We start from the raw sequence: 23,747 nt of genomic DNA, 5'->3' as shown, positions 1-23,747 counted from the left end.
GGTGTGGCATTGACGGTGTGGCATACGTGCGGCATAGCCGTCAACCACTTTGTGTGGCATTGGTGGGGCATGGCTCGTGAAGATTTACATTTCCGTCTGCGCATTCCGCAGGACCTGAAGCAGCGCATTGAGGCGCATGCAGATCTCAATGAGCGGAGCATGACCGCCGAAATCGTGAGTCGCCTCTACGAGAGTGTGAACGACGATTCTCGAGCTCGGATCGTTTCCGCTGATTTGGATCGTGCAAAAAAGCAGATCGCAGAGCAGGAGGAGGAACTCACCGTTCTACGTGCTGCACGCGAAAATTTTGCTGAGATTACCCGTCAAAACCAAGAGGTCATCCGACTGAAGGACGAAATGATTTCGCTTCAAGAGGAGACCAAACAGGCAATGCGGGAAAACATCGCGACTCTACAAAAGTTTTTGCTCAGCATATTCGATGCTCTCGACCGCGCCGCGGAAGGCGACGACCATGGGTTGAACCGCCTTGTCGATCTCCACAAAAAGTCGCCTGCACGAGATGATCCCTTTCTTCAGGAAGTTCGGCGAACGCTTGCTGAGGAACCGCCCAAATGAGCGTCCGCAAGCGCGCATGGACCGACGCGACGGGTGCCGAAAAGTCGGCATGGGTGGTCGACTATGTCGACGCCAAGGGCGTGCGCCGGCTGAAGACGTTCAAGATGAAGAAGCTCGCCGACGCATTCGCGGCCACAGCCTCTGTCGAGGTCAGAGAGGGCGTGCACGTCGCTGATAGCGACAGCGCGACCATCGCGACCGCCGGGAAGTTCTGGCTGGCTTCCTGCGCCGACAACGGGCTCGAGCGTTCGACGCTGGACCAGTACCGCCAGCATCTCGACTTGCACATTGTCCCACTGATCGGCGGTACGCTGCTTTCGAAGATGACCGTGCCAACCGCTCGATCGTTCGAGGACAAGCTGCGCGAGCAAGGCCGCTCACCTGCGATGGTGCGCAAGGTGCTCGTCAGCCTGGGATCGCTCCTCGCCGATGCGCAGGAGCGCGGCCTCGTCATCCGCAACGCCGTCCGGGAGAAGAGCCGTGCTCGCACCAAGGGTAAAGAACGCCGGCAGGAGCGGCGCCGGAAAGGCAAGCTGAAGGTTGGCGTGGATATTCCGACCCCGGCCGAGGTCAAGGCCATTGTCGGCGCCCTGGAGGGCCGCTGGCGCCCTCTCCTGCTCACGGCGATCTTTACCGGCATGCGCGCCTCTGAGTTGCGCGGATTGCGGTGGCTGGACGTCGACCCGGACCGGAGCGAGATCCGCGTGCACCAGCGTGCCGATCGCTTCAATGAGATCGGGCAGCCCAAGTCCGAGGCCGGCGAGCGGGCCGTCCCTGTCCCTCCCCTCGTCATCAATACGCTGAAGGAATGGAAACTGGCCTGCCCTCGTCGAGAGACGGGCGTCACCGGTACCGACGGGGAACCGGTGAAAGAGCTCTATCTCGTTTTCCCGAATGGCCAGGGCAAGGTCGAGTCGCTGGCGAACATCATCAACCGCGGGCTCATCCCGGTGCAGATTAAGGCCGGCGTCGCCGATCCAACAGGCGAGGTCGACAAAGACGGCAAGCCGGTCATGCGGGCCCGCTACACGGGCATGCATGCGCTGAGGCACTTCTACGCCTCATGGTGCATCAACCGGCCCCAGGACGGCGGCCTGGGGCTGCCGGCGAAGGTCGTGCAGGAGAGGCTTGGGCACGCGACGATCGTCATGACGATGGACGTCTATGGCCACCTCTTCCCGCGCGGTGATGACGCTGGCGAATTGGCGGCCGCAGAGCGAGCGTTACTTGCTTAAGATGAGTCGTTGGAAAATGAAGGCCAGAGGGCCGGTAACCCTCAAAGAACGAGTGATCGGGATGATTGTCCCCACCGTACTGGCTGCCGGCGTCGGATATCTCCTTTTTCGTAATAATGGTGGTCAGACAGCCTACATGTCAGTGCTCGTGGGATGGGTCGGCGCCATGGTCGTGGCCATGGTCGCCAAACGACCTGGAGCGAGCGGCGATCGGCCTGAATAGCAATCTCTCTACGCGCCTACCCGCGACATAAACGCGACATAGCTGGCGCAACGCCTTACGCCGCAAGGCTTATGCTAGGACTGAAAATCCGCGTGTCGCTGGTTCGATTCCGGCCCTGGGCACCAAAATTCTGCAGTAAAAATAGGCGTTTAGGTTCTATCGCAAGCAAGGGCTAAGGTCGGGTCATCCCCTTTGCGGGCAGGACGCCAAGGACCGGGCCGAAAATCTCCTCACACGCGATTGTCCTATCGGGCGTGTGACATCGCCCGGTAACCGCCGAAATCATCCTCTCCGGCGTCGAGATCGTTACTTGATGCGCAAACGACAAGCGAGTTTGCCTACAATCCACGCCCTTCAACCGCCGAGCAGTTCGGGATCCTTGCCGTCTGATCGCCCGCACGGAAGCTTCGCGTTGCGACCCAAAACACCGCTTGCGACAGGACCGTACTGATTTGCGCCTGCTCTCAGTGAGCTCGCAACTGCCTGCTATCAGACCATCATCCGCGGAACGTGTTGGCCGCAATTGAGGCCGGCTTCATCTCGATGGAGAAGCCCGGTGCCTTTGGCGGCATATAGGCCGCGTTGTCGATGACGCAGGGCTCGATGAAGTGCTCGTGCAGATGGTCGACATATTCGATCACCCTGCCTTCCTTGGTGCCCGACACGGCGACATAATCGATCATCGACAAATGCTGCACATATTCGCACAAGCCCACGCCCCCGGCATGCGGCCAGACAGGCAGGTTGTACTTCGCCGCCAGCAACAGCACAGAGAGCACCTCGTTCAGCCCGCCCATGCGGCAGGAATCGATCTGCACGATGTCGATCGCGCCTTCCGCAATGAACTGCTTGAACATGATGCGGTTCTGGCACATCTCACCGGTCGCGACCTTCATCGGCGCAACAGCCTGACGGATCTTCTTGTGGCCGGCGACGTCATCAGGGTTGGTCGGCTCCTCGATGAAGAACGGCTTTGCGAAGACGAGTTCCTTCAGCCAGTCGATCGCCTGGCCAACCTCCCAGACCTGGTTGGCGTCGATCATCAGGTAGCGGTCGGGACCGATCACTTCGCGTGCTATGGTGAGGCGGCGGATGTCGTCGGCGAGGTCGCGGCCGACCTTCATCTTGACGTGGTTGAAGCCGGCATCGATGGCCTCCTTGCAAAGACGGCGCAGCTTGTCGTCGTCATAGCCGAGCCAGCCGGCGGATGTGGTGTAGCAAGCGTAGCCTTCGCGCTCGAGCGTGGCGATACGCGCGGCCTTGCCTGCTTCAGCCTTCCTGAGGATCGCCAGCGCTTCCTCGCGCGTGATGGCGTCGGTCAGGTAGCGGAAGTCGACGATGTCGACGATCTGTTCCGGCGTCATGTCGGCGACCAGCCGCCAGACCGGCTTGCTCGCTTCCTTGGCCCAAAGGTCCCAGAAGGCGTTGACCACGGCGCCGACGGCAAGATGCATCGCGCCCTTGTCGGGGCCGATCCAGCGCAGCTGGCTGTCGCCTGTGAGGTGCCGCCAGAATTTTCCGGGATTCTCCTTCATCCGCTCGAGGTCCTGGCCTACCACCAGATGGCGCATCGCCTCGATGGCGGCGCAACAGATCTCGTTGCCGCGCCCGATGGTGAAGGTCAGGCCGTGACCCGCCAAGCCTTCGCGGTCTGTGTCGAGGATGACATAGGCTGCCGAATAGTCCGGATCCGGGTTCATGGCGTCCGACCCGTCGAGATGCTGCGAGGTCGGGAAGCGAAGGTCGAATACGCGTATGTCGGTGATGCGGGTCATGGGAGGAGCCCTGATTGTCGGTAACGTTGCATCGACTCGACCGATCGTCAGATCGTCCAGCCGCCGTCGATATTGTAGGCCTGTCCTGTCGTGTAGGTTGCTCCGCCGAGGTACACGGCGAGGTCCGCGATCTCCTCCGGCGTCCCGATGCGCCCGATCGGCTGGCGCGCAATGAAGGCCTTGCGGGCAGCTTCGTAGTCGCCCTGCGCGCGCAAACGGTCGTCGAGCGAAGGGCTTTCGACCGTACCGGGGCAGATGCAGTTGCAGCGGATATTCCTGGCTACGTAATCGGCGGCGACCGCCTTCGTGAGCCCGACGACGGCTGCTTTCGAGACGCCGTAGGCGAAACGGTTCGGCACGCCTTTCACGCTGCCGGCGACGGAAGCGATGTTGACGATCGCGCCATCGCCGTGCTCCAGCATGCCCGGCAGGACGGCCCGAATGGTACGGATCATCGAGCGCACGTTGAGGTTCATCGCGAAGTCGAAGTCCTCGTCCTTCATCTCGAGGATGTTGCCGGCATGCACGAAGCCTGCGCAGTTGGCCAGCACATCCACCTGGCCGACGCCGCCGACGAAGGCCTTGACCGCATCGTCGGAAAGCACATCGAGCTTGCCGGTCGTGATGTTGGGTTCGGAGCCGATCTCGTTCAGCTTTTCGAGATTCACGTCAGTGGCGACAACCTTGGCGCCGCTCCTGGCGAAAGCAAGCGTGGTGGCGCGGCCGATGCCCTGCGCGGCGGCGGTGACGAGAACGGTCTTTCCGGTGAGGTCGGTCACGGCTTGTCCTGTCGGTTCGAATGTTTCGTTGTCACGCCGCCGTTGGCGGCGCGCTGGTCGCTAGCACCCTATTTTTCCGGCCGGCGCTCGACGATGTAGATGTGGTCCGTCGCCAGCACGACCTCGCCGCGCTGGTTGATGACCTCGACCCGCTCGATCACGCGGCCGTGGCGCGGGCGCTTGGGGTCATCTTCCTTGGCGGATATCGTCGTCTTGGTCTTGATCGTGTCGCCGATGAACACCGGCTTGATGAAGCGCAGGCGATCGTAGCCGTAGGAGAAGGCGACCGGGTTCACGACATTCGCCGTCAGTCCGACGCCGATGGCGAACACCATGGTGCCATGCGCGATGCGCTGGCCGAACTCGCTGGCCTTCATGAACTCGACATCCATGTGGTGCGGGAAGAAGTCGCCGGTGTGCCCGGCATGGACGATGAAGTCCGTCTCGGTGATGGTGCGGCCGAAGGTCGTGCGGCCGGCGCCGATCTCGTAGTCCTCGAAGTACGTGGTCTGTTCCATCACGGTCTCCTCGCCAGCGGCGTCGCCGGCGTTGCACTCGACTGGTACGCCGCCTCGACGAGCGCCATCGTGTTCCAGGCGTCCTCGACGGAACCTATGAGTTCTGCGTCCTCGCCGGCGACGAAGCGCTGGAGGTTGGCCATGCGGCCGACGAAACCGTCGGGGAACCAGGTGCCTTTCAGCGGTACGTCCACCCAGCCGTCTCCGCCTTTCGGATAGAGCTGCAGGATATCCGGCTCGCCGCGCGGGTAGTCGAGATTGACGCCGAGCTTCAGATAGGCGGCGCCCTCGGTGCCGCAGACCCGGAATTCGCAGGCCTGGTAGTCGCGGCCGAAGGCGTGGTCGTGATTGATCGACAGGTTGCAGCGGATGGTGCCGCCGTAATCGAGGATCGCGCTGGTGCGGGTCTGGGCGACGGTGTGGTTGGGATGGCCGAGCGTCTTGGCGTGCACGCCTTGCGGATCACCGAGAATCTGTCGGATCAGGTCGAGGTAATGGATCGAATGCAGCGCGATTTCGACGCGCGGCTCCTTTAGCAGGAATTCCCAGAGGTGCCAGGGCGTCGACAGCGCCAGCAGGACGTCGAAATCGACGACTTCGCCGAGCCAACCCTTGGTGATCGCGTCTTTCAGCGCCAGCATCATGGGCGCGAAGCGAAGCTGGAAATTAACTGCGGCGGTGAGGTTTTTCCGCCGGCAGATCCGCAGGATTTCCGTTGCCGTCGCGAGATCGCTCCCCATGGGCTTCTGGATCAGCGCGGCGGAACCATCCGGGAGGGCTTCGAGCACTTTTGCATGGACGGCGGGCGGGGTGGCGAGATCGAAGATTGCGCCTTCGACCGCTACAGCTTCCTCGACAGTTCTGAAGGCGACTGCGTCCCAGGCATCGGCAAGCTTTTTCGCCTTGTCATGATCCGGATCATAGAGGCCGGCGATCGGCACGCCGCTTTTCCTGTAAGCAGGATAGTGCGCATCGCCGACGATCGAGCCTGCGCCAAAGGTGACGACAGGGCGCGGCCTCGACGGTGCCGGCCAGGACTGCGCAAGGGATGAGGGGTCGAAGGTCATCGCGTCGCGAAAATCTCAGTCCACATGGAACACGCTTTCCATCTCGGCCCACCATTCGCCTTTCTTGCGGGTCGCCAGCGGCGTCTGCATCGGCATGCAGACCGACCACCACTCCTGCGTCTTCGGATCGGCCGCCATCTTCGCAGCATCGGCCGCCCAGTCGTCGCCGTGATATTCAAAATAGGCGAAAAGCAGGTTCTCCGGCTCCTTCAGGAATATAGTGTAGTTCCTGATGTTGCAGGCCGCGATCATCGCCAGCACCTCCGGCCAGACGTCGGCGTGGATGCGCTTGTACTCGGTGATCGCCTCCGGCTCGATGCCAAGCACGCTTCCCATGCGCTGCATGCCTGCCTCCCTTTGTTTTTTGCGCAATTCCGAACGGAAAACCGCTGCACACTTTTCCTGGAATTGCTTTTAGGCGGTGATCGTCCTGTCGAATTCGGCGATCGAGAGCTTCTTCACCTTGTCCCAGTCCCAATCAATGCCGATGCCGGGATCGTTCGGCGCGTAACCGTAGCCGTCGGCGATCTTCATGCGTTTGCCGGTCAGATCATCGAGCTGGGGGATATATTCGATGTATTTGCCGTTCTGCACCGCGCAGACCAAACTGATATGCAGTTCCATGAGGAAGTGCGGACAGACCGGGATGTCGAACGCCTCGGCCGCGTGCGCGACCTTCAGCCAGGGCGTGATGCCGCCGATGCGGCCGACGTCGACCTGCACGATGTTGCAGCCGCCCTTCTGCATGTATTCGCGGAAATGACGGATGGAATAAAGCGACTCGCCGACCGCGATCGGCGTCGGCGTCGAGTTCGACAGCCTGACATGACCGTCTATGTCGTCGGCCGGCAGCGGCTCCTCGATCCAGGCGAGGTCGAGTTCCCTGAGGCGCGCGGCGCGGCGGATGGCCTCGTCCACGGCAAAACCCTGATTGCAGTCGGTCATGATCTCGTAGTCGTCGCCGAGCGCCTTGCGGACAGCTGACAGCCGCGCAAAGTCCTCGGCGCCCGTCGGCTTGCCGATCTTGACCTTGGATCCGCGGAAGCCCTTTGCCTTGGCCTGCAGCGCATCATCCACCAGCGCCTGCGGCTCGATGTGAAGCCAGCCGCCCTCCGTGGTATAGAGCGGCGCTTTCTCCTTGGCGCCACCGGCGAGCTTCCAGAGCGGCAGACCCTGCTTTTTCGCGCGCAGGTCCCAGAGCGCGGTGTCAATCGCCGCCAACGCAATCGCCGTGATCGCGCCGATGGTCGTGGCGTGGGTGGCGAATTCCAGCTTGTGCCAGATCGCCTCGATCATGTCGGCGTCGTCGCCGATGATGCGCGGCGCTAGATGGTCGGCGAGCAGACGCATGACGGACGAGCCGCCGGTGCCTATCGTGTAGGAATAGCCGGTACCGACAGCGCCATCCGAATCCGTGATGGTGACGATCGGCGTCTCCTGCGACACGAAGCTCTGGATGGCGTCCGTGCGCAGGACCTTGGGTTTCAGGTCAACCATCCGGAGTTCGACTTTTTCGATTCTGGCCATGGCGTCAGTTCCTCAGCGACCGTCCGGTGCCGGCGTCGAAAAGGTGGGCCTGCGACAGGTCGAGGCTCATGTCGACGCGCTCGCCCGACCGCAACGGCTTGGGGTTCAGCATCCGGGATACCCAGTCGCGCCCGGTGAACTCGACGAAGACCAGCGTCTCGTTGCCGAGCGGCTCCGTGATCGAGACCGGCAGTTCGACCACGTGGATGTCCTCCGCCTCGCCGGCATGGATGCCATGCCCGCTCGGATAGATATCATCCGGCCGCAATCCGAACACTACCTTCTGGCCGGCGCTGACTGCCTGCCTGAACTGGCGGGGAACAGGCAGGCTCGCGCCTTCCTCGAAGCGAACCTCACCGCCATCGACGGTCGCCTCGACGAGGTTCATCGGCGGAGAGCCTATGAAGCCGGCGACGAAGCGCGTCGCCGGCCGCTTGAACACCTCGTCGGGCGTGCCGACCTGCTCGATATGACCGTCGCGCATGATGACTATGCGGTCGGACAGCGTCATCGCCTCGACCTGGTCGTGCGTCACATAGATGATGGTCGACTGGACCTTGGCGTGCAGTTTCTTGATCTCGGTACGCATCTGCGTGCGCAGCTTGGCATCGAGGTTAGAGAGCGGCTCGTCGAACAGGAAGACGTCCGGATTGCGTACGATGGCGCGGCCCATGGCGACTCGCTGGCGCTGACCGCCGGAAAGCTGCGAGGGACGCCGCTCCAACAACTGACCGAGATCGAGGATGCGCGCGGCCTCGACTACCCGCTTCTCGATCTCATCCTGTGGACGTCCGGCGATCTTCAGCGAGAAGCCCATGTTCTCCTTCACCGTCATGTGCGGGTAGAGCGCATAGGACTGGAATACCATGGAGATGTTGCGCGAGCGCGGCGGCAGATCGTTGACGACGCGGTCTCCGATCCTGATCTCGCCACCCGAGATCTCCTCGAGCCCAGCGATCATGCGCAGCGTCGTCGACTTGCCGCAGCCGGAGGGACCGACCAGCGCGATGAACTCGCGGTCGGCCACATCGAGGTCGATGCCGTGCACGACGGAGGTGGCGCCATAGCGCTTCTCGAGCTTCTTGAGGGAGACTGTAGCCATGGATTATCCTTTCACCGCGCCGGAGGTCAGCCCGCCGACGAGATGCTTCTGGACGATGAAGGTGAGCGTCAGCGCGGGGATGATCATCACGACCGCGAGCGCGCACATGCCGCGCCAGTCGATGGTAAACTCGGCGGTGTAGTCGAGCAGGCCGACCGGCAGCGTCTTGGAGTTCACCGAGCGCGTCAGCTGGGAGGCGAGCGCGAACTCGTTCCAGCAGGTGAGGAAGGCGAAGATGCCGGCGGACGCGATGCCGGGGCCGGCGAGCGGGAACTCGACCTGCCAGAACGCCTGCCAGCGCGTGCAGCCGTCGATCTGTGCGGCTTCGGCGAGGTCGCGCGGCACCTGGCGGAAGAAACCATCGATCAGCCAGATGGTGAAGGGGATGTTGAGCGCGACATAGACGAGGATCAGACCAAAATGGGTGTCGATGATGCCGATCCGCGCGAAGATGAAGAAGAGCGGCAGCGACAGCGCAATGCCGGGAATCGTGCGCGTCAGCATCAGCCCGAGGAACCAGCCCGACTTGCCGCGGAAGCGGAAGCGGGCAAAGGCGTAACCGCCGGCCATGCCGATCACGATAGCAATGACCGTCGAGGTCACCGAGATGATGATTGAATTGCGAAAGTAGTCGATGACCGGGATGCCGCCCTTGCCGATGCCGGAGAACATGGCGACATAGGCGTCGAAGGACAACTCATTCGGAATCCAGACCGGTGGCTTGGCCATGATCTCGACTGTCGGCCGGAACGACGACAGCACGATCCACAAGCCCGGCAGGCAGATGAGCAGCATCGCCAAGAAAAGACCGATCCAGTAAGCGACCCGCAGGAGCGTCTTCTTCAGTCGGGCAGCAGCGTTCTCGTTCATCCTACCACTCCGCGCCGATCTGGTTGCGCGCCGCAGCGAGCTTGCGGAAGAAATAGACGGTGAAAAGGATCGACAGCAGGATGGAGAAATAGGCCATCGCGTTGGCAAGGCCCATGCGGGCGTCGCTGTAAGCGGTGCGGCCGACAAGCGTCCATAGGAGTTCGGTGCGGCCTGCGGGGCCGCCATCGGTCATGATCTTCACGATGTCATAGGCGCGCGCGACATCGAGCGAGCGGATCGTCATGGCGATGTAGGCGAAGGGCATGACGAAGGGCAGCGTGACATAGCGGAAGGTCTGCCAGGGCGTACAGCCGTCGACGCGGGCCGCTTCGATCGGCTCCTTCGGCATGGCGAGCAGACCGGCAAGGATCAGGATCGCGAAGACCGAGGTCGACGACCAGACTTCGGCGACCGTGATGGCGATGAAAGCGAGGTGCCCTTCGATCAGCCACGGGATCGCTTGGTCAGTGAGGCCAAGCGACTGCAGCGCGTTGTTCACCAGACCGATATTGTCATTGAACATGAATTTGAACTGAAAGCCGACGAGGATCGGCGAGAACATCATCGGGAACATCATCAGCGTGCGCAGCAGGCGCTGGCCGCGCGTCGCCTTCTCGACCAGCATGGCAAGGCCGAGGCCGAGCATCATCTCGAGATTGAGCGCGACGGTGAGCAACAGCACCGTGCGGCCGAATGCAACCCAGAAGTCACGGTCGGTCAGGATGTTGAGGTAGTTGCGGAAGCCGATGAAGACGTAGAACGTCTCGGGCTTGGTCAACCGGAACGGCGTGAAGCTGGAATAGAGGGAAAGCGCCAGCGGGACGATCACGACCGCAGCCAGAACGATGATGGCCGGCAACAGCAGAAGCGTCGGTGCGGATGGCTTCCAGTTTTTCATGTCGTCCAGGCAGATGAAGAAAAGCATCCCCGACGACTGGTCGGCGGGAGCGGACAGCGGCCGGGCGAACATCGCCCGGCCGCGATTGCCGGATCAGAGTTCGCCGGCGTCCTGAAGGATTTCGGTAGCCTTGGCCGCCGCGTCGTCAAGCGCCTGCTTGCTCGTCTTGTCGCCGAGGATGGCTGCCTGCAGCTCCGGATAGACGGCGTTGGAGATCTCGATCCACGAAGCCGTCTGCGGCACCGCGAAAGCGTTCTCAGCGGCTTCCTGGAAGGCTGCCAGCACCTCGGCCTTGTACGGATCGTCCTTGGCCGCCTCGATGTTTGCCGCCCAGACGGCCGTGCGGGTAGGCAGTGGACCGGCTGCCGATTCAAGCTTCTGGCTATCCTCGTTGGTGAGGAACCAGACGAGCGAAGCGGCGGCTTCCTTGTTGGCGCAGTTCTCGGTGACCGAGAAGCCGTGATGGCCCGACCAGCCGGTGCGCTTGCCCGATGAACCCTTGGGCTGAACCTTCACGCCGACATTGCCAGCGACCTTGGAGGCCTTGGGGTCGTTGAAGAAGCCGGCCCAGCCCGGCCAGTCGAGGTTGAGAGCCACGGTGCCTGAGGCAAAGCCCTGGCCGAGATCGTCCCACAGGTAGTTGGTGGTGCCGGCCGGAACCGCCTTTGCCTTGTAGAGGTTGACGAACCAGTCGAGCGCGCGAACACCAGCCTCGGAGTTGAAGGCAGGCTTGCCGTCAGCGTCGAGATATTCGCCGCCCTCGGCGACCAGCATCTCGTAGAAGCGGCCATTGATCGCCTCTTCCTTGCCGGCGAACTGGGTGCCGTAGAAGTCCGGCGGCGAGGCGAAGAACTCCGCCTGCTTGGCCAGTTCTTCCCAGGTATCCGGCGGAACGAGATCGTTGCCGGTCTTTTCCTTGTAGGCGGCCTTCTTGGCTTCGTCCTCGTAGAGGCTCTTCTGGTAGTAGAGCGCCGAAACGTCGAACTGGGCGCGCGGCAACATCGCCAGCTTGCCGTCGAGGGTCGAGGCGGCAATCGTGCTCTGCACGAAGGCGTCCAGCTCGGACTTCGGCAGCAGCGCGGCAAGATCGGTGTAGATGCCCGGATATTGCGGCGCGAAGGACGAGTGGTTCGACGCGACGCACCAAGTAATGCTGTTCGAGGCGATGTCCGACTTGATCTCCTTGTCGAGATCGAAATGGTTCTTCTTGGAGATGACGTTGACCTTGGCGCCGGTCGCTGCTTCCCATTCCGGGATGCGCGCGTAGAGCGCCTCATACTGCTGGCCGCCGATCAGCTTGGCGTCGATGGTGACGCCGTCGAACTTGCCGGGCAGCTCCTGGGCGAAGGCAGAACCTGCTCCCAATGCCACGAGCAAGGCACCGGCGCAAACGCCGGACCGCAATCCGTTCATGAGTGACCTCCCTAACGCCGTAGCCCTTGCGCCACGGCCTTTGCCCGCGCCACTTTGCGCGTCATTCATTTGTAAATCGTATTTTCATCCTTCAGTCAAGCGCGGTAAATATACCCCCTGACGCTTCCAATCCCGCCCGCTTCATGCGTATATGCAGAGCAACATTCATAGGGGAGGATTTTTTGGGGGAGACTGATACTGAATCCGAGGTGGATCGCTACCGTGCCCCCGCACTGGACAAGGGGTTGGACATATTGGAGCTGCTGGCGGGGGTCGACGGCGGCCTGAGTCAGGCCGAGATCGCCAAGCGCCTCCAACGCAGCCCGAACGAGTTCTACCGAATGCTCGACCGCCTGGTTCGGCGTGGTTATGTGACCCGCCTGGAAGGGGATCGATATTCACTGACGCTGAAACTCTTCGGACTTGCACAACTTCACCAGCCCGTGCGTCGCCTCGTTTCCTATGCCACGCCGTTGATGCGCGAACTGGCGGAGAAGTCGCTGCAAGCCAACCAGTTGGTCGTCTTCGACCGCGGCTCGGCAGTGGTGATCGCGCAGCAGGAGGCGCCAGGCTACTGGGGCATCTCGATCCGCGTCGGCTCGCATATCAGCCTGTTCGATACCGGCTCGGGCCATGTGCTGCTTGCGTTCCGCCCGCAGGCCGAACGCGAGATGATGATCGCCGAACAGGCGCACAGTGGAGAGGCTCCCCGGACGCCGGCCGACTTCTTCGCGCGGCTCGACCAAGTCCGTGAGCGCGGCTTCGAGATGATGTCAAGTTTGCAGACAGCGGGCGTCTACAACCTGTCGGCGCCGGTGCTTGGAGCAGACGGGCAGGCGATTGCAGCGGTGACCGTGCCGTATATCACCTTGGTCAACGCGCCCGACGCGCCTGACATCACGCGCACGATCGAACTGCTGCTCGGCACCGCGGAAAAGCTCTCGCAGCTGGCCGGCTCGGACGTCAAGCAGACGCGCTGAGGGAGCGGCGACCCGCGTCAGATGGTCTGACTGACGTGGCGCTCGCGGCCGTAGAGCGACACAAGCACAACAATGATGAGACCGAGCGCGGCCTGCACCGCCGCCGGCTTGAAGCCGAGGCCGATCAGCAGCGTGTTGATCTCGGTCAGCACCAGCACCCCGGCGATGGTGCCGAGGTAGCTGCCACGCCCGCCGACGAGCGCCGCGCCGCCAACCACGACCGCGGCGATGGTCTGGAAAAGGTAGGGCTGACCGACATCGCCATACGCGGAGCCGGTGAAGCCGAGCAGCAGGACGCCTGCCACGGCAGCGAAGAACGCGCTCGCCGCGTAGGTGACAACCCACATCTTCAGCGGATCGATGAGGGCCAATGGCGCAGCGCCCGGATTGCTACCCAGTGCGTAGAGACGGCGGCCATAGGGCGTGCGCGCAAGCACCAGCACGATCAGCGCCGTCATAACGGCGACGGAAGGCACCAGCCACGGAACCGGCAGCGGACCGACCGAACCGCCGATGGAGACGAAGGCCGATACTGCCGGCGGGGCCGAGCCGGACGGGAATCCTTTTGTCCAAAGCAGCACGAGCCCCTGGACGATCATGCCGACACCGAGCGTGACGATCAGCGGGTGGATGTTGAGCCCGCGCGAGATCAGGCCGTTCAGCCCGCCGATGACAATGGCGAGCAACCCAACCAGTGTGCAGACCAGGACGAAGTTCCAGCCTTGCCCATAGAGCTGGGCCGCGACCACATTGGCGAAGCCGATGACGAAGGGGATCGACAGGTCGATACCGCCGATGATGACGGTCAGCGTCTGCCCTACCGACGCGACGGCAAGCAGCGCAGCCAGCACGAGGATCGCGCGGATCGCGAAGGGGGACGAATATCCGGGGATCAGCGTCGTGCCGATGAGATGAAGGAGAAGCGCGACAAGAAATGCCGCGGCGATGCGGCCGTTGGTCGTCGCGAGCCAGCTTCGAAGCGCGTTCATCGCGATACTCCACGAAGGGCGTGCCTGTCCTGCAACGCGGTCAGGACGACGGCGGCGACCAGTATAGCGCCGTAGGCGACCTGCAGGACGTAGGTCGAAACGTTGAAGGCGGTGAGCAGGCTCTGCAGCAGGAAGATGGCGATCGCGCCGATCGCCGCGCCGACGAGCCCACCCTTGCCGCCGGCAAGGCTGACGCCACCGAGCGATACGGCCGCGATAGCGATCAGCGTATAGGTCGGGCCGATGTTGGGATCGGCCGAGCCGATCAGCGCGGTGAGCATAAGACCTGCAATGCCGGCGAGAACGCCGGTCATCACATAGGCGATGAAACGCACCTTGGTCACCGGCACGCCAGCCGTGTAGGCGGCGCGGTCGTCGCTGCCGACGGCCATCAACTGGTCATAGTACGGCGTTCGCCTGACCAGCCACCAGAGCAGGAAGATCGCGCCCAGCGGAAGGATGGAGTACGGCCCCGCCATCGCCTTCAGCCAGGCTGGGGCAGGCCCGACAGGTGCTGGAAGGATCGTGAGCGTGACGCCGGCGAGAATGAGGTAGGTTCCGAGCGTCGCGACGATCGGCTGGATGCGCAGAACGGTCGCCATGAAGCCGTTGGCCGCGCCGACCACGGCGCCGATCAGAAGGGCAGCCGGCACGAGAACCAGCGGCGACGAGATTCCGGCTTGCAGGAACAGTGCCTGGATGACGATCGCGTTGACGAAACCCATCAGCGGTCCGACCGAGATATCGATGCCGCCGCGCCCGGCGAGGATGACGGGAGCCGAGGCGACCGCCGCGCCGATCAGCGGTGCAGCCAAGCCGATCAGCGTCCCCCATGCTGCCGGATGGAAGCGAGCGGGATTGAGCATGAGATTGACCGCAAGCAGTACCACGAGCAGCACCAGCGCAAAACCGGCACCGCGCACGAACTCGCCGAGCGAACGAATGACCGGGTTCACGCCGCCCTCCCGAACATGCCGGCGATCACCGCGTCCGTGGTCATGCCTTCGCCCGAAAACCGCGCGGCGACCTCGTGCTCGCGGAACACGAGGACACGATGGCAGAGCACCAGGATCTCCTCGATCTCGCTGGACAGGATGACCAGCGCCATGCCGTCCGCTGCGAGACCTCGGAACACATCGTACAGCACATGCCTTGTCGCCACGTCGACACCGCGCGTCGGATCGTTGAGCAGCAGGAATTTCGGCTCCAGCGCGAGTGCCCGCGCAAGCAGCACCTTCTGCTGGTTGCCTCCCGAAAGCGCCGTGATCGGCGCGTTCGGATGCGGAGCCACTATCGACAGCTTTTCACGGTAGGTTTCGTAGCGCTTGCGGCGCTCGGCCTTGCTGATTAGGCCGAATCGCATGTCGCGACCGACCGTCGAGATAGCGAAATTGTCGAGGATCGACTGGGTCGGGAATATGCCTGTCGAACGGCGGTCTCGCGGCAGATAGGCGATGCCGGTGGAAGCCGCCTTGGCGAGGCTGGTGATCGGGCGGCCGTTACCCTCCACGCCGAGCATGATCTTACCGCTCGCCGGCGTCTCCAGCCCGGCCATCGCCTTCAGGAAAGTCTCCTGCCCGTGACCGTCGAGCCCCGCCAATCCAACGATCTCGCCGGCGCGGATGGTTTCGGCGATCGCTGCGCGGCCGGGTTTCAGCGAGACGTCGCGCGCCTGAAGCGATGCAGCTTCAGCCATGCGCCAGTTCCTTCGCCGTCTGCGGCGCCATGGCCTTCAGCAACTCCTCAGGTGTCGAGACGCCGCTCTCCTCCGTCCGCACCACCCGACCGCCGCGCAGGATGGATATGCGGTCGGAGAGCGCGGTCACCTCGTCCATGCGATGCGTGATGAAGAGGATCAGCACGCCCTGCCCTGCGAGTTCGCGCATCAGATCGAAGACGGCGGCGCGGTCGGCGAAGTCGAGCGCGGCGGTGATCTCGTCGAGGATCAGAATGCTGGGGTCGCGGGCGATCGCCCGAGCGAGAACGACAAGCTGCTGGGCAGCGAGCGGCAACAAGCCTGCCGGCAGGTCGAGCGGCACTTCCGTGCGTGCGAAGCGGGCAAGCACCGCCGCGGCGCGCTCGCGCCGTTCGCTGCGCGGGATATTGCGTTTCAGAAGGCCGTCCATGCCGAGCAGGATGTTATCCGTCACGGAACGGTCGGGTGCGATCAGCACTTCCTGGAATACCGTCGCGAAACCCGCCTTCTGGAAGGCCGCTGGCTCGCGTCCCGCAAATGGCTTGCCGTCCAGAAACATCGTACCGGAGTCGGGATGAACGATGCCGGAGAGGAGTTTCACCAGGGTGCTCTTGCCCGAACCGTTCTCGCCAAGGATGGTATGAATCGTACCCGCCCGGAACGCGATCGACGCGTCCGACAGGGCTACGGTCTCGCCGTAGCGCTTGGATATGTTGCTGACTTCGAGCATGCGCCGACACTTGCAAATTGAAAGGCGAAGCGGGGCAGCCGAAAGGCCGCCCCGCCGTCGATCTCGGCCTCAGCCTACTGCGCGGCGCAGGCGCCCGGCACCTTGGCGTAGTCCCAGCCCGTGGTTGGCGCCGGGTTGGCGAAATAGGCGTCGAGCCATTCCTCCGGCATCGGGTCGGTCGGCGGCACCGGGAAGACCGACACGGCGTCCGCAGTCATGCAGTCCTTGTACCACTTGTCGAGGTCGGCATTGTGGACCGGCGGGATCGGGATCAGCAGCGTGTTCAGCTTCGGCTTCTGGCCTTCGAGCGTACGAACGCCGACGCGGAAGAGCGTCTGCGCGGTCCAGCCGGGAAGCACCGCATGGCCCTCGAAGCGATATTTGTCCGGGTTGGCTTTCCAGTAGCCGAGCGCATCGCCGGTGATCGATCCGGTGATTAGCGGCGCGGGGCGGCCGGCCTCGGCGAAGGCTTCCGCGACCACGCGGCTTTCCGAGCCTGTCGTCCAGACCGCATCGATCGGCGCCGGGTTGGTAGCGATCGCCTGCAGCACGACGGTCTTGGTGACATTGGCTGTCCAGTTGCCGTTCACAGAGCGGGCGACCTTGAGGCCGGAGTTCTCGGCAAGCGCCTTGTCGCCCCCCTCGCGCTCCTGCACGACGATCGGATGGCCGGCGATGCCTTCGACCAGAAGAACGCTTGCGTCGGCCTTCTCCTTGCCGATGGCGGTCATCATGTCATAGCCCCAGCGCGCATAGTTGGAGTCGACATTGATGGCGTTCGGGCTGGTGACCGAACCGGCCGCCGTGATGAACGGGATGCCGGCCTTGGCAGCCGCATCGATCGCTTCGTCGAGTGCGGTCGCCGAGCCCGGGATCGAGGTGATGATCGAGCAGCCCTTGTCGATGAAGGCGCGGATCTGGTTGATCTGCTGAGCCGGATCGTTGTTGGAGTCCGAGACCTCGAAGCTTTCCACAGTGCCGTCGGCCTTGAGGCCTTCGACCAGCCGCTTCAGCTCGTTGGTGACGGAGACGCGCCAGGGATTGCCCTGGTAGGATTCCGAATGGCACCACTTCCATGGTTTGGCCGGCGCCGCGAAATTGTCCCACGCGGACGGCAGGATCTTCTGCGGCGCGCCGTCGTATTGCGCCTTCAGTTCGGCAGGGAAACCGCCGATCACCCCGGATACATCCTGAGCGAATGCGACCGGACCGAGCGGTGCAAGCAATGTGGCAGTGAGAAGCAGTTTACCCAAGCGAACCATGTTTTCCTCCATTGTGGTTCTTGCTCTATCTCTATGAAAAACTCGTGCGGAAGAGACCGTTGAGGTCCGCGACGACCTTCCGGCTTTCCTCGTTGCGCCTCAGGCTGGCGTTGATCCGGTCAGACGCCTTCTGCTGAAAATCCATGTAGCCGTCGTGGCGCGGCCTCACCCAGGCGCCCTCCAGCGTGGCGCGGGTGTTGCGGTAGAAGTTGCCGGTCGCCGCGTTGACCGCCTCGTCGACCCAGCCGGCATCATGGCCCGGCTGTCCGCCTGAAGCTGGATAAAGGCCGCGCTGAACTTCGGCGCTGGCGATCCAATAGGCGAAGTCGATCGCCGCCTGCCTGTTTTCAGAGAAAGCCGAGACGGCGATGCCGGTGCCGCCCAGCGCGGAACCGACCGGCCCGGATGTTCCGGCAACCGGAATATCGGCGAACATTAGCTGATGCGGGCGGAAGCCTTCCATCGCATAGTTCACATAGCCATAGATCAAAGGCGAACAGACGATCTTCGAGCCCGTTTCCACCATGCGCTCGAACACGGCGATCGGATCCATGTCGAAGCACTCCGGATCGACCAGTCCGGCGATCTCGCGCATCCTGTCGAAGACGCGCGCGCCATGGGCCTCGTCGACTAGGTCGCCCGGTCCGGTGACGGCGCAGGGTAGGCCGAGGTTTCCGGAGAGTGTGTAGAAAGTCATCAGCGAGTGCGGCGGCCGCAGCGGCAAGAGCACCAGCCCGTCCTTTGCCAGCGCGACGACTTCGGTCCATGACGTCGCCGGCCCGGCCATCAGATCGGGGCGGTAGGCCTGCACCTGCGTCGCTGCGTCGATCGGGAACGCCCATTGCCGACCGGCCCAGTTGTAGCTCTGATAGGACTTTCCGACGCTTCCATTCGCAAGCGCGTCACGCTCGTTCTCGCGGCCCTGCACGTCGAGCGGCGCGAGGCAGCCCTCGCCCGTGATCTGGCCGACATGCGGATGATCGATGACGATCAAGTCGTAAGCGCGCGCCAGTTCCTCGACGGGGAAGGATTCGAAGTCCTGCAGCGAGCGTTTGTCCCACTCAATCGAGACGCCGGTCTTCTCCTTCCAGAGCGACGAGCAGGTGACCAATGGGTCGTAGCCGCGCGGATGGCTCCACGTCATGCCCTTCAAGGCAACGGCGCTCACAGGGCAAACTCCTTGCGTATGCGGTCGCTGTGTTCACCTATGCGAGGAGCCGCGTGCTTGACCTTGTTGCGCCTGCCGTCGATGCGCAGCGGCGAGCTCGTCGTGTCGATGGAGACATTGTCCTCGCGCGTGACCGTCTGCAGCATATCGAGGAGCTTGAAGCCGTCGTGCTGGATCAGCTCGGACCAGTTCAGCACCCTGGCGCACCAGATGTCCGCGGGCTCCAGCACCGACAGCCAATGGTCGACAGTTTCGGATGCGATGCGCTGGGCGATGATCGCCTTGATCTCGTCGCGCGCGCTGAACCATGTCGCCGGCTTCTCGCTGTAGTCGGCGAGCTCCTTTTCCAGTCCGAGAAGCGGAGCAAGCTTCGGGATAGGCGTCATGGCGAGCGCCAGGAAACCGTCGCGAGCCGGATAGACGCCGTAAGGCGCCGCAAGATAGGCATGGGCACTGCGGAAGCTTGAACGGCGAGGCAGCCGCCGGCTGTCGTTCAGATGCGTAGTCAGCACCTCGAACTGGAAGTCGACCAGAGCTTCCAGCAAGCTGGTCTCGACGAGGCCACCCCTGCCGGTGACGCCGCGCCTCACCAACGCGGCAAGGATGCCTTGGCAGGCCGCGGCGCCAGCCAGCATGTCGGCGATAGCGAGGCCGAACGGCACGGGTCCCTGGTCCTCGTCGCCGTTCAGCCACATCACGCCAGAGCGCGCCTGCGCCAGCAAATCCTGACCGGGCCGCTTCACCCACGGCCCGTCCTCGCCGTAGCCGCTGATCGATGCATAGACGAGCCGCGGATTAATCTCACTTGCCTTTGCATAGTCGAGGCCGAGACGCTCGATCACGCCCGGCCTGAAATTCTGGATCAGCACATCGGCCTTGGCGATCAAGCTTTTCAGCGCCGCCATGTCAGCCTCGTCCTTGAGGTCGACCGCGAAACTTTCCTTGCCGCGATTGATGGCGTGGAAGATGGTCGAGTCCCCGCCGATTTCCGTGTCGCTGAGATAGAGCCTGCGCGACAGGTCGCCGCCGTCGGGACGCTCGATCTTGATGACGCGCGCGCCGAGGTCGAGCAACCGGAGCGAGCAGTACGGCCCCGACAGGAATTGGCTCATGTCGACGACGACGAGGCCTGCGAGGGGTGGGGCGTTGTCGGCGGTCATCGTCTGCTACTTCTCCGTCTGCCCGGCAAAGTCGGCCGGATTCCTGTATTTCACGGTCTGCAGGTGCTCGCAGTAGAGCACCAGTTCGCCCTCACCCTTGAAGACCTCATAGCTTGCGCGGATGAGGCCCATCTCCTTGTAGCGGGGCTTTTTCTCGAGGTTCGTGCGGATCGTGTAGATCGTGTCGCCAATGAAAACCGGCTTGATGAAACGCAGCCTGTCGTAGCCGTAGGAGAAGGCGTTGACGCAGTTCGTCGCCACCAGGCCGAGCCCGGCTGAAAACACGAACGCGCCGGCCACCAGACGCTTGCCGAAAATGCCCTCGCGCTCGGCGAACATCTGGTCCTGAACGTAAGGGTGGATGTCCACCACGAGCGTGTTGAACAGATGGCTGTCGCCCTCTGCCATCGTGCGGCGCAGCGAGCGGATCTTCTGGCCGACGGGCCAGTCATCGTAGAACCAGTTCTCGGCATTCCAGACGGGGATCGCGGCGTGTTCGGCGGGCATGTCCTGCGGATGCGTCGAGGACACGCCGACTGTCGGAGCAGGCGCGCTCATGGCCGCATCGGCTCGCCATGAGCAGGGCGGGCACGCAATCGCGCCGGCGCCTTGAAAAGCCGCATGTCTTCCTCCCAAAATTCTCTTATAAATAGTATTTTCAGATATGGGGCTTGTTTGCAAGTGGCCTCGTTGGCATTGTGCCGTCGCGGCGGGTGGCTTCGGCCAATCGCCGCGCACGTCAGGGAGGATTTGCGTGTCGGAAGTTCTGGTGTTCGTCGGGTCGCTCAATCGCGAGGCGCCCTATTTTCAAGGTGCACGCGGCGTCGGGCTGTCAGTCTACGCTTTCGATGAAGACACGCTCGAAATCCGCAAGCTCGCGGAAACCGACGAGGTCGACAACCCGACTTTCCTTTCCGTCAGCGCGGACGGCCGACGCGTTTACGCCAACTCGGAGGTCTTCGCCTGGCGCGAAGGCACTGTCACCGCCTACGGCTTCGACCGCGACACGGGCGCCCTCTCCTATCTCAACAAGCAACCGACGCTCGGCAGCATCACTGCGCATAATTTCATCACCCGCGACGGCTCGAAGCTACTGGTCGCCAATTACGGCATGGGCCAAGGCGGACCCGACCGGTCGGTCGTCGTCTATGGTTTTGGCGAAGACGGCTCCCTGACGCCCCCGCTTGCCAGCGTCACGCATAAGGGCACGGGTCCCAATGCCACCAGGCAGGAACGCAGCCACGCCCACAGCGTCACAGAGATCATCGACGGCGGCATCGCGGTTGTCGCCGATCTCGGCACCGACCGCCTCGTCAGCTACCGGATCAACGCGGACGGTTCGCTACAATATCTCGGCGAGACCGCGTTGCCACCCGGGGCAGGCCCGCGCCATGTCGCGTTGCATCCGAACGGAACGCTCCTCTTCGTGATGAACGAATTGGACTCGACCGTCGCATCCCTATCGCTCGACGGGGGCACGGGCACACTGGCCTTGATGGACGTGAAGCCCGCTGTACCGTCCGAGGCGCGCGAGCACAATCATTGTGCCGACATCCAGATTTCGCCGGACGGACGCTTCCTCTATGGCTCGAACCGCGGCCATGATTCCATCGCAGTCTTTTCGATCAATCAGGAGACGGGCGGGCTAACTAACGAAGGGTACATTCCCTGCGGCGGGGCGACACCGCGTAACCTCGCCCTTACGCCGACCGGCAAGTACGTTTTCTCGGCCAACCAGAACGCCGACAGCATTTCGATCTTCAGGCGCGATGCCCAGACCGGTGGTTTGGCCGACACTGGACGTTTGATCGAGATCGGCACACCGATGTGCGTCAAGATCGTAAGCTCCTGATTCCGTCCCGAAGGCGCCCTTGGCGAGATAGTCTTCGACGATGGACTTGGTCTTGGCGTTGTCGCCCTCGGTGAATTCCTCGCCGATCACCTCAAGTTCCTTCTCCTTCAAGATACGCTTGGCTGCCGAGGCGCGGGCCTCCAACACATCGACGCCGGGAACGATGCGCAGCATCAGGACCTTGACGCCCGGCTCGGCATTTGCGGCGACAAATTCGCCAGCCTGGACGCCAAAGCCATAGCCGCCGACCGGGTGAATGAAGGTGACAGGGTATTTGGTGGTGACGCCACGGTCGAAGACGATGACCGGCAGCACACCGCACGCCTTTTCAACCGCTGGGGTCCTGTTGAAGCCGGACAAATAGGCTGGCGAAGAATGTGCCAACCGGAGGGCGTTCGCGAAGAACGGTTTCCGCCGCTAAATTGTCAACAGCTTCTTCAGAACCGACAACACCTCTTCGTACGGTATCCACTGAGCTCCGACGATCGAGAAGGGCAGTAGCGCAGCCAGCGAAACAGGAACGATTGCGGCTCGGCTCAAAAGCACGACCGAAAGCTTCCTGATCGTCTCGAAGGTCTTGGTTGGATTTGGGACGTCCTCATCCGTTTCAAGGCCATCGTCAGCAACGACATTATGGCCGAGCAGCTTTCTTTCGGCCGAACGGTGAAACCGGGTCGCATTCGCCCCGAGTTGAGCCATGGCGCGCCGTTTCAATATGCCCAAAGGACCCGAAAAAGCCGAAAGCGGATAGGCAAACAGCAAGATCACGATGGCAAGCCACCCGACCATCATGGCGCTCAGGACAGAAATGGTGAGAGAGCCGTGAATGAAGTTTCGTGCAAGCGCGGCGGCAATGACGGAGCTCATGCCGAATACGAAAAACATATAGGCGTTCGGGTACTCGGCCAGGAAACCCAGTCCACCCTTGCCATCGGGGTGCGTTCCGACCAGGCGGAGCTCCAGTCGCGCAATCCTGCGCAGAAGCCGGGCCCAGACAAAATGCCTCCACAAACCTCGCATGAGCAGGAAGAAGCATAGAGGCAAACTTACGCATACCGACCACCAACCTGCAGCGGTCAATCTGATCCCGTCGACACCGCGCACAACCGCCCAGGACGATGTGTCGGCGGCTTCCAACGCCACGTAAGAGGCAGCCCCCGCCGCAAGGGCGATCAGCAGACTGACGATCTCCGCCAACCGAGAATCGCGCGCTCTGAGGGCAGCCGACACGGCCTCGGCCGCGGGGCTAATCGAATTCGGTGTCAAAAGGGGCGCCTCGAGAAACTGCCCCAGCTTGAACCGCAGCCCGCGCTCGACTTGACGCTCGGCCAGCACGAACGCTGCGATTGCGATGAAGAAGCGCGCCCACGCGCTGAGATCTGTGATATAGCTTCCGTCTCGCAGAGAGAGGCTGTCGGGCAATCCCAGCACGAGCGGCATGCCCCAGGCCAGCGCCACAAAAAGCACCGCGCGCGACCGGACCTTCAGCGATTGGGCATGCAGCAGATGCAAGCGGGCCTGCAGTTCGTAGAAAGGCCCGCCATGCGATGCCAGAAACTCTGCGAACGGTTTCGGCTGCAGGGTGGTCGATGTCCCTTTCGTCATCGGTCCTGTGCGCGAAGCCTCCTCAGTCCGAAGCCGCCAACGTCATCTACCAACGCTTGCGGCCAAATTGGCGGTTGGAGCCGCGGCCTGCGTGACCACGGCATCCATCCGTCCCGCTCCGGCAACTCCGGGACCGCAAGGTCCCGGCGTCAGTCGGCCACCACGTCCCAGGCTGCATCGGGGTTGAAGCGGTCGATGTATTTCGCGATCGCCTCGGTGGCCGGGCCGAGGTCGATCTCGTAGATGACGCCGTGCTGGTTGACGGCGAAGGTCTTGACGCCGGTCTCGCCGTATTTGGCCGGCCAGGCAAGCAGCCCGAAGC

General features: G+C 63.0%; 24 protein-coding genes and 1 pseudogene. 4 read left to right on the top strand and 21 right to left on the bottom strand.

The window, feature by feature from the left end:
* Window positions 1-69: 69 nt before the first annotated feature.
* Window positions 70-576, top strand: coding sequence for an Arc family DNA-binding protein (locus tag D8676_RS25220; protein ID WP_121583902.1), 507 nt, complete (start codon window positions 70-72; stop codon window positions 574-576).
* Window positions 573-1,811, top strand: coding sequence for a site-specific integrase (locus tag D8676_RS25215; protein WP_121583861.1), 1,239 nt, complete (start codon window positions 573-575; stop codon window positions 1,809-1,811). Before D8676_RS25220 ends, D8676_RS25215 begins: the two co-directional genes overlap by 4 nt.
* Before the next feature lie 720 nt (window positions 1,812-2,531).
* Here D8676_RS25215 and D8676_RS25210 read toward each other — a convergent pair.
* The 10 genes from D8676_RS25210 to D8676_RS25165 form a co-directional block, all read right to left on the bottom strand.
* Entirely contained in the window at window positions 2,532-3,809 is a 1,278-nt protein-coding gene (locus tag D8676_RS25210; protein WP_121583860.1) for an L-fuconate dehydratase, read from the bottom strand.
* A 47-nt stretch (window positions 3,810-3,856) separates the two neighbouring features.
* Window positions 3,857-4,588, bottom strand: coding sequence for an SDR family oxidoreductase (locus tag D8676_RS25205; protein WP_121583859.1), 732 nt, complete (start codon window positions 4,586-4,588; stop codon window positions 3,857-3,859).
* A 68-nt stretch (window positions 4,589-4,656) separates the two neighbouring features.
* Window positions 4,657-5,109, bottom strand: coding sequence for a MaoC/PaaZ C-terminal domain-containing protein (locus D8676_RS25200; protein WP_183097242.1), 453 nt, complete (start codon window positions 5,107-5,109; stop codon window positions 4,657-4,659).
* Complete coding sequence (locus D8676_RS25195) at window positions 5,106-6,173, bottom strand: Gfo/Idh/MocA family oxidoreductase (RefSeq protein ID WP_121583857.1); 1,068 nt, start codon at window positions 6,171-6,173, stop codon at window positions 5,106-5,108. The genes D8676_RS25200 and D8676_RS25195 overlap by 4 nt, the downstream gene beginning before the upstream one ends.
* A gap of 15 nt (window positions 6,174-6,188) precedes the next feature.
* Window positions 6,189-6,518: an L-rhamnose mutarotase gene (locus D8676_RS25190; protein WP_121583856.1), complete on the bottom strand. Its 330-nt coding sequence runs from the start codon at window positions 6,516-6,518 to the stop codon at window positions 6,189-6,191.
* Window positions 6,519-6,587: 69 nt separating this feature from the next.
* Entirely contained in the window at window positions 6,588-7,700 is a 1,113-nt protein-coding gene (locus tag D8676_RS25185) for a mandelate racemase/muconate lactonizing enzyme family protein (protein ID WP_121583855.1), read from the bottom strand.
* A 4-nt stretch (window positions 7,701-7,704) separates the two neighbouring features.
* Entirely contained in the window at window positions 7,705-8,802 is a 1,098-nt protein-coding gene (gene ugpC, locus D8676_RS25180) for a sn-glycerol-3-phosphate ABC transporter ATP-binding protein UgpC (protein WP_121583854.1), read from the bottom strand.
* 3 nt (window positions 8,803-8,805) lie between these two features.
* On the bottom strand, window positions 8,806-9,672 hold the full coding sequence (locus tag D8676_RS25175; RefSeq protein WP_121583853.1) for a carbohydrate ABC transporter permease: 867 nt from the start codon (window positions 9,670-9,672) through the stop codon (window positions 8,806-8,808).
* A gap of 1 nt (window position 9,673) precedes the next feature.
* The gene (locus tag D8676_RS25170) at window positions 9,674-10,570 is read right to left on the bottom strand and encodes a sugar ABC transporter permease (RefSeq protein WP_121583901.1); all 897 of its coding nucleotides are present in this window, start codon (window positions 10,568-10,570) and stop codon (window positions 9,674-9,676) included.
* 93 nt (window positions 10,571-10,663) lie between these two features.
* On the bottom strand, window positions 10,664-11,983 hold the full coding sequence (locus D8676_RS25165; RefSeq protein WP_121583852.1) for a sugar ABC transporter substrate-binding protein: 1,320 nt from the start codon (window positions 11,981-11,983) through the stop codon (window positions 10,664-10,666).
* Window positions 11,984-12,126: 143 nt separating this feature from the next.
* Here D8676_RS25165 and D8676_RS25160 point away from each other — a divergent pair, with 143 nt between their 5' ends.
* The gene (locus D8676_RS25160) at window positions 12,127-12,963 is read left to right on the top strand and encodes an IclR family transcriptional regulator (RefSeq protein WP_121583851.1); all 837 of its coding nucleotides are present in this window, start codon (window positions 12,127-12,129) and stop codon (window positions 12,961-12,963) included.
* A 17-nt stretch (window positions 12,964-12,980) separates the two neighbouring features.
* Here D8676_RS25160 and D8676_RS25155 read toward each other — a convergent pair whose 3' ends face one another.
* The 8 genes from D8676_RS25155 to D8676_RS25120 all read right to left on the bottom strand — a co-directional run bounded on the left by D8676_RS25155 (window position 12,981) and on the right by D8676_RS25120 (window position 20,526).
* Window positions 12,981-13,952 carry an ABC transporter permease gene (locus D8676_RS25155; protein ID WP_121583850.1) on the bottom strand — a complete coding sequence of 324 codons (972 nt, stop codon included), beginning with the start codon at window positions 13,950-13,952 and terminating at the stop codon, window positions 12,981-12,983.
* Window positions 13,949-14,908, bottom strand: coding sequence for an ABC transporter permease (locus tag D8676_RS25150; protein ID WP_121583849.1), 960 nt, complete (start codon window positions 14,906-14,908; stop codon window positions 13,949-13,951). Before D8676_RS25150 ends, D8676_RS25155 begins: the two co-directional genes overlap by 4 nt.
* On the bottom strand, window positions 14,905-15,648 hold the full coding sequence (locus D8676_RS25145) for an ATP-binding cassette domain-containing protein (protein ID WP_121583848.1): 744 nt from the start codon (window positions 15,646-15,648) through the stop codon (window positions 14,905-14,907). Before D8676_RS25145 ends, D8676_RS25150 begins: the two co-directional genes overlap by 4 nt.
* Window positions 15,641-16,378 carry an ATP-binding cassette domain-containing protein gene (locus D8676_RS25140; RefSeq protein WP_121583847.1) on the bottom strand — a complete coding sequence of 246 codons (738 nt, stop codon included), beginning with the start codon at window positions 16,376-16,378 and terminating at the stop codon, window positions 15,641-15,643. The genes D8676_RS25145 and D8676_RS25140 overlap by 8 nt, the downstream gene beginning before the upstream one ends.
* Before the next feature lie 74 nt (window positions 16,379-16,452).
* Window positions 16,453-17,640, bottom strand: a complete 1,188-nt coding sequence (locus D8676_RS25135) for an ABC transporter substrate-binding protein (RefSeq protein WP_121583900.1) — start codon at window positions 17,638-17,640, stop codon at window positions 16,453-16,455.
* Between the two features lie 31 nt (window positions 17,641-17,671).
* Window positions 17,672-18,808, bottom strand: coding sequence for an extracellular solute-binding protein (locus tag D8676_RS25130; RefSeq protein WP_183097241.1), 1,137 nt, complete (start codon window positions 18,806-18,808; stop codon window positions 17,672-17,674).
* Entirely contained in the window at window positions 18,805-19,968 is a 1,164-nt protein-coding gene (locus tag D8676_RS25125; RefSeq protein WP_121583846.1) for a CaiB/BaiF CoA-transferase family protein, read from the bottom strand. The genes D8676_RS25130 and D8676_RS25125 overlap by 4 nt, the downstream gene beginning before the upstream one ends.
* 6 nt (window positions 19,969-19,974) lie before the next feature.
* Complete coding sequence (locus D8676_RS25120) at window positions 19,975-20,526, bottom strand: MaoC family dehydratase (protein ID WP_121583845.1); 552 nt, start codon at window positions 20,524-20,526, stop codon at window positions 19,975-19,977.
* A 196-nt stretch (window positions 20,527-20,722) separates the two neighbouring features.
* Here D8676_RS25120 and D8676_RS25115 point away from each other — a divergent pair, with 196 nt between their 5' ends.
* Window positions 20,723-21,820: a lactonase family protein gene (locus D8676_RS25115; RefSeq protein WP_245427153.1), complete on the top strand. Its 1,098-nt coding sequence runs from the start codon at window positions 20,723-20,725 to the stop codon at window positions 21,818-21,820.
* Window positions 21,821-21,850: 30 nt separating this feature from the next.
* On the opposite strand, the pseudogene D8676_RS25110 reads toward D8676_RS25115, so the two are convergent.
* The 3 genes and pseudogenes from D8676_RS25110 to D8676_RS25100 form a co-directional block, all read right to left on the bottom strand.
* Window positions 21,851-22,180 (bottom strand): annotated as a pseudogene (locus tag D8676_RS25110) (substrate-binding domain-containing protein); the annotation flags it as partial.
* Window positions 22,181-22,237: 57 nt separating this feature from the next.
* Window positions 22,238-23,425 carry a hypothetical protein gene (locus D8676_RS25105; protein ID WP_121583843.1) on the bottom strand — a complete coding sequence of 396 codons (1,188 nt, stop codon included), beginning with the start codon at window positions 23,423-23,425 and terminating at the stop codon, window positions 22,238-22,240.
* Window positions 23,426-23,574: 149 nt separating this feature from the next.
* Window positions 23,575-23,739: a DUF2950 family protein gene (locus tag D8676_RS25100; protein ID WP_245427159.1), complete on the bottom strand. Its 165-nt coding sequence runs from the start codon at window positions 23,737-23,739 to the stop codon at window positions 23,575-23,577.
* Window positions 23,740-23,747 lie beyond the last annotated feature (8 nt).

Origin of the sequence: Mesorhizobium sp. YM1C-6-2 (assembly GCF_003666685.1) — a bacterium.
Lineage (GTDB): Bacteria > Pseudomonadota > Alphaproteobacteria > Rhizobiales > Rhizobiaceae > Mesorhizobium_K.
Note: the sequence above shows the minus strand (reverse complement) of the source record. Positions and strands in the feature narration are given on the sequence as shown.